We start from the raw sequence: 6,311 nt of genomic DNA, 5'->3' as shown, positions 1-6,311 counted from the left end.
CTGCTTTGCATTTTTTTAATTAGGGAGAAAAGGAAAAATTTTTTATTAAAAAAAATAGCTCCATTTTTTTCTGGAACTATTTTTGAAGATTTATTTAATTTTTATCATAACTAAAATTTGTCATAGAGCCAAAATTTTATTTTATATAAAAAGCTTTATTAAGTATATAACTGGAATTGAAATTAAAATTGATAAGATAACTCTTTCAAACCAAATTATTAAATAATCCTTAAAGTTTATTGGAATTTCTGTCGCCATCATACAAGGTATAGATGCAGAGAAAAATAGCACCTCTGATACACAAGTTATGGCAACTAACATTCTAACTTCAAAACTAAGCTTTGTAACTAAAATTGCAGGTAAAAACATTTCTGCTATTCCTAAAGATAAAGCTTTGGCAACCATAAATGGCTCTTCATAGCCGCTTATATATGTAAATGGATAGATTATATAAGCCAGTATATTAAAAACTGGTGTGTGATTGGCTATAACTATGCCTAAAACTCCTATTGCCATAAGTGAAGGAGCTATGTTAAAGGCTAAATTAATTCCGTCTTTTAAATTAATAAGCGTTCCTTTTAATAAGCCATCAGCCTGTGAACAAGTTTTCATCGCTTCATCAAAAGCTACCCTAAATTTATTTTCACTTACTTCTTTTTCAACATCGCCCTTTACCCCACCAAAGTATTCATTAGCTTTCTTGCTTATCGGATATATTCTTGCAGTTATTGCTGTAACTAAAAAAGTTACAAAGACTGTTGACCAAAAATAAATATTCCAAATAGATAATAAATCTAATGTTTTTGCTACAATTATCATAAAAGTGGCAGAAACTGTTGAAAAGCCTGTGGCTATTATAACTGCTTCCTTAGATGTGTATTTTCCTTCTTTATAAACTCTATTAGTTATCAAAAGTGCTACTGAATAACTACCTACAAAAGATGCTACTGCGTCTATTGCAGATCTTCCTGGCGTTCTCCAAATAGGTTTCATTATAGGTCGCATAAATACTCCAACAAATTCCATTAAACCATAATTTATTATCAATGCTAAAAAAACAGCCCCTATAGGTACAATAGTTATAACGGGAGCAACTATCTTGGAGAAAATAAATGGAATAACATCCTTATTCATTAAAAATTCTGGTCCTTTTCCTAAAACTGCCATAATAACAAAAGGAATAGCTAAAATTTTTAATATTGAAAAAATAATACTTGTCATATTCTTATTCCATGTTTTTCTATAAAAAGGCAATATAGCTCCCACTATAACTAAAATTGTTCCGTAAACCGCTCTGAAATGTGGTATCTTTAGAATATAAGTTACTATATGATCCAAAGGAATTGTAGACTTACCTAAAAATTTTATTGGAACAAAAAATAAAAATATTCCTAATAGGCTATAAAGTACAAATTTTAATATATTAGACATAGAATTTTTTTTATCCATTTTCTTATACCTCCTAATATGAGAATATAATTTTTAAAAAAGGACTGTTGTCACTTTATTTTATAAAATGCAACAGACCTTTATAAGTTTTTTAATTAAAAGAACATTCCACCTATAAATCCACCTAATATCAATAAAATATTATAGTGTAAGAATGTAGGAACACATGTATCCATTATATGATCATGTTGCCCATCTGCATTAAGTCCAGATGTTGGTCCTAATGTTGAGTCAGAAGCAGGTGATCCGGCATCTCCTAAAGCTGCTGCCGCTGCTAATATTATTACTGCACCTGGAACTGAAACTCCTAATTTTATACATAATGGTACATATATAGCTGCTACTACTGGTATAGTTCCGAAAGAAGTCCCTATTCCCATAGTTATTAAAAGCCCTACTAGAAGCATTATGAAAACTCCTATAGCCTTACTTCCACCTATTAATCCATGGATACTTTCTATTAGTTCTCCAACAGCTCCAGTTTCTCTTATAACTGAACCATATCCTGCTGCAACTAGCATTATGAAAGCTATAAGACCCATAAGTCCAACTCCACCACCAATAAATTCATCTATATCTTTCCATTTAACAACTCTGAATATTAACATTGCCGCCAAAGCTACTACTGCTCCTAAAGGTAAAGAACCTGTTTTTAATTGAATAACAAATGCTACTACTGCTGCTGCCAATGTTAACCAGTGTTTTGCTTCCATTTTATCTGCAACTACTTCTTCCATACCTTTTAATGGTAAATCTTGGTATGTTCTTTCTTTTCTGTAACTTACAAATATTGCTATTAATAGACCAATTATCATAAATAGACCTAGAAGCCAAGTAGATTTCCAAACATCCATTTTTTCTACCATCATTCCATTACTAGTCATTTCTTTAGCTATAATACCTTGGAAAATTAATCCAAATCCAACTGGTAAAGCTATATAAGGAGCTTTCAAACCAAAAGTTAAAGAACATGCCATAGCTCTTCTATCCAATTTTAATTCATTCATTAGCTTTAGTAATGGAGGAATTAATATAGGTATAAATGCTATATGCACTGGTATTAAATTTTGTGAAAAACATGCAAGACCAGCTATCATAAGTAATAGCACTTGTTTTTTCCCATCAATAACTTTTGAAATCTTGTTTGAAACTATTGTAGCAACTCCTGTGCTATTTATAGCAACCGCTAAAGTTCCTAATAACACATAACTAAGTGCCGTTTCAGCATTTCCACCCATTCCTGAAATCAAAGTTCCCATTATTCCACCTAAAGGCATTCCTGCTGCCAAACCTGCCACTAAAGCAGAAATTATAAGTGCTAAAAGAACATTTAATTTCAGCAAACATAAAACAATCATAACAATTACAGAAAGTACTACTGGATTCAATAAAATCATTTTTTTACCCCCTAATATTTTAAATTTAAAAATAATTATGAACAAATTATAGTTTTAAAAAATCTTTTAACTGAGTATAGAATTCTTCATTCTTTTTAAATAATTCTTCTGTTTCTCCTATTATAATTACTTCTTCCATTATATCGTTTTGCTTTATAACATTTACTATTTTTTGGTCTTCTTCAGAGCTAACTTCTCCAAATATTGTATGTTTGTAGTTTAGCCATTCAGTAGGTACATGAGTTATAAAAAATTGAGAACCATTTGTATTAGGTCCTGCATTTGCCATAGCAAGCAAGCCCTTTCTGTCAAATACTACTCCTTCTTTGAACTCATCACCAAACTGATATCCAGGACCACCAGTTCCTGTGCCTGTAGGATCCCCACCTTGAATCATAAAATCTTCTATTACTCTATGAAACTTTACTCCATTATAATAACCTTTTTTAGCCAAGAGTACGAAGTTTATAACTGTCACTGGAGCTACATCTGGGAATAAATTGAGCTTTATTTCCCCTTTATTTGTTCTAATTATTGCCTGTAAACTCATTTTCTCCCCTCCTTTTTTTTAAGTTTCTATATGAATGTTTTCATATACCTCTAAAAATGCTTCTAAAAATTCACTTTCTTCCCTTACACCATAAATTTCATACTGCCATTTATTATTCAAAGCCCTCTGTGTTTCTTCTATAGCTTTTTGATAAATATTTAGCTGCTGTTCTAAAACTCTATATTTCTCTCTAATAGGCTGTAATTTATTTATAACATTTATCTGTTCTTCCTCTTGAATGGAATTTGACAACTCTAAATTTAATCTTTCTTCTTCATCCAAGAGTCGATTTATTTTTTCTAATAAATAAACTTTCTTTTTTTTATATTCCTTTAATCTATATTTAAAAAATTTTTTTATAACTTCTGAACCAGATTTTCCAGTCAAAACTCTTCTTTTTTCTAGCTGCTCCATTATAAAATCCTTAGTTAGAGCACTTTCTTTCAATATTTTGTCCAAAGTTTTTTCAATTTCTTCTAAGAAATTTTCATTCTCTTTTGCTCTTGTTTCCACTTGGGTATATTCAAGTGAAAGGTATATTCTTTCATAAAATGAAATAGCTTCTTTTTCAAGTTTTTCAACCCCAGATATATCTCCTTTTTGCTCTAAGTCTTCTTTTATTTTTTTAAGTAAAAGTAAGTTCTGCAAGCAAATTTCTCTACCATAATCTGAGAGTTGTTTAATTTTTAAATCCATTTTTTCCTGCTCCAAAATATTGATAGAAATAACATTTTATCCCTCCATTATATAATTTCCTATTTTTTGTAGATTTTATACCGAAGGAATCTTCAAAGTTTTCATAGGATGTTATTATATAATATGACCATTTACTTAATTTTTTTCTGCATACACTTCCAAAATTTCTGTATAATTTTTCTATGTCCTCATCATTCATAAGCCTTTCACCATAAGGTGGATTAACTATTAAAGCTCCATATTTATCTTTTATATCTATATCTTTAAAATCTTTGACTTCAAATTCTATATCCTCATCTAAACCTATGTTTTTAGCATTCTCTCTTGCTATTTCTATGCTCTCATCATCTATATCTGAAGCATAAATCTTTAATTTTTTATCTAGTCTTTCATTTGAAAATGCCTCATCTCTTACATCTATCCAAGTATCTTCTGGGATTACTTTCCAGCTTTCAGAAACAAAATTTCTATTGACTCCAGGAGCTATATTTTTTGCTATCATTGCCGCTTCAATTACAATGGTTCCCGTCCCACACATAGGATCTAATAGGGCTTCTTCAGCCTTCCATTTAGATAATTTTACTAGAGCTGCAGCCATAGTTTCTTTTATAGGGGCTGCCTTCTGTTTCCGTCTATACCCTCTTTTATTTAGAGCTTCTCCGCTTGTATCCAGCATAATTATAAAGATATCGTTATGACATTGTATCTTAATAGCAAATAGAGCTCCACTTTCTAAAAAAATTTCTCTTCTATAAGTTTCCTTTAATTTTTCAACTATTGCTTTTTTAGCTATTCTTTGAATATCAGATTTTGAATATAGCTTTGATTTAACTGAACTCACCCAAGAAATAGGAAATTCCCCATCTTCCTCTATATAATTCTGCCAATCTATACTTTTTAAATTTTGAAAAAGTTCCTCATAAGTCAGAGCTTTAAATTCTCCCATTTTTATAAAAACTCTATCCGCACATCTTAAGTGTATATTAGCTCTAACCAAGTCTTTAAAATCCCCATCAAATTCTACTCTTCCATTATAGGTCTGAATATTTTTAAATCCCAAGCTCTGGCATTCTTCCTTTACTATACTTTCTATACCCATGCTCGCAGAAGCTATTATTCTCATTAACTTTCCTCTCTCTTTACCTTATTAATTAAGTCCGTATAAAATAATTTTATTATACTCATTATTGGCACACCTAAAAACATTCCTACTAAGCCAAATAAACCACCAAATATTAAAATAGATAGCATAACCCAAAATGTATTTAAGCCCACCTTATCACCTATTATTTTAGGACCAACCACAAAACCATCTAAAAGCTGTGATATAACTATGGCAATCAATAAGAATATAAGTTTTATTGGTGCAATCATAAAAATAAGAAAACTTGCAATTAATCCTCCAACAATAGAACCTACATATGGAATCATATTTCCTAAACCTAACAAAATAGCACTCAATGAGGCATAAGGCGTTTTTGAAACTATTAAAACTATAAACACTGAAAAACCAACCACAAAAGAAACTATTATCTTACCAATCACATAGTTTATAAATATTTCATTTGCTGCCCCTATTTTTTCTATGATATATTTTGCTCTTTTTTCACCAAAAATTATTGTGATAATGTTATCTCTAGTCCTTATTTGTGTCTTTTTATCCAATAATATTAAAACCGCTAAAAATAAGCCTATAAAGAAATTTACCATTCCTATTGCCCACCATACAACATTTTGTAAAATTGAAATAATAAACTTCTGTATATCACTAAAATTTGTCTTTATTAAATCACTTGTGCTCTTTATAATTTCCTCTTGATTAAAGGCTAAAATTCTTTTCTCTGCTAAAAATTCCATAATTTTTCTGGTCATATTAGTAACTCTATCCACTATATCTGGATACATTTGATTTAACTCCTTAATTGAATCCACTATTTCTGGTACAACCATAAAAATTAAAGCTATTAAGATTACAATAATTAAAACTATTGCAATAATTAAGGATAAAAGCTTATTAATTTTAAATTTTTTTTGAAAAAATTCCATAATAGGACTTAATAATACCGAAATAAATATTGCCCAAATTAGAGGAACAAAATATCCTGTCCATTTTGTGACTACAGCTTTAAAATCCTCATTATTTTGAAAATAAGTTTGTAAACTTACAAATATAAAAATTAGAATAATTATTTTTAAAAATACTTTTCTTTTCATCTTTT

6 protein-coding genes are annotated in these 6,311 nt (G+C 29.6%); all 6 read right to left on the bottom strand.

All coding sequences use genetic code 11. The features are described from left to right. Positions 1–141: 141 nt before the first annotated feature. The 6 genes from Q4A58_RS04650 to Q4A58_RS04625 all read right to left on the bottom strand — a co-directional run bounded on the left by Q4A58_RS04650 (position 142) and on the right by Q4A58_RS04625 (position 6,306). Complete coding sequence (locus tag Q4A58_RS04650) at positions 142–1,449, bottom strand: YjiH family protein (protein ID WP_303116917.1); 1,308 nt, start codon at positions 1,447–1,449, stop codon at positions 142–144. A 95-nt stretch (positions 1,450–1,544) separates the two neighbouring features. After that, entirely contained in the window at positions 1,545–2,846 is a 1,302-nt protein-coding gene (locus tag Q4A58_RS04645) for a Na+/H+ antiporter family protein (RefSeq protein ID WP_303116916.1), read from the bottom strand. Between the two features lie 46 nt (positions 2,847–2,892). Continuing rightward, a complete protein-coding gene (locus tag Q4A58_RS04640) occupies positions 2,893–3,396 on the bottom strand; it encodes a peptidylprolyl isomerase (RefSeq protein ID WP_303116915.1) in 504 nt (167 codons plus the stop codon). Between the two features lie 18 nt (positions 3,397–3,414). Next, positions 3,415–4,092: a hypothetical protein gene (locus tag Q4A58_RS04635; protein ID WP_303116914.1), complete on the bottom strand. Its 678-nt coding sequence runs from the start codon at positions 4,090–4,092 to the stop codon at positions 3,415–3,417. Then, positions 4,076–5,215, bottom strand: coding sequence for a class I SAM-dependent RNA methyltransferase (locus tag Q4A58_RS04630; protein WP_303116913.1), 1,140 nt, complete (start codon positions 5,213–5,215; stop codon positions 4,076–4,078). The genes Q4A58_RS04635 and Q4A58_RS04630 overlap by 17 nt, the downstream gene beginning before the upstream one ends. Continuing rightward, positions 5,215–6,306, bottom strand: a complete 1,092-nt coding sequence (locus Q4A58_RS04625) for an AI-2E family transporter (protein ID WP_303116912.1) — start codon at positions 6,304–6,306, stop codon at positions 5,215–5,217. Before Q4A58_RS04625 ends, Q4A58_RS04630 begins: the two co-directional genes overlap by 1 nt. Positions 6,307–6,311 lie beyond the last annotated feature (5 nt).

The organism is Fusobacterium sp., from assembly GCF_030528405.1.
Lineage (GTDB): Bacteria > Fusobacteriota > Fusobacteriia > Fusobacteriales > Fusobacteriaceae > Fusobacterium.
Note: the sequence above shows the minus strand (reverse complement) of the source record. Positions and strands in the feature narration are given on the sequence as shown.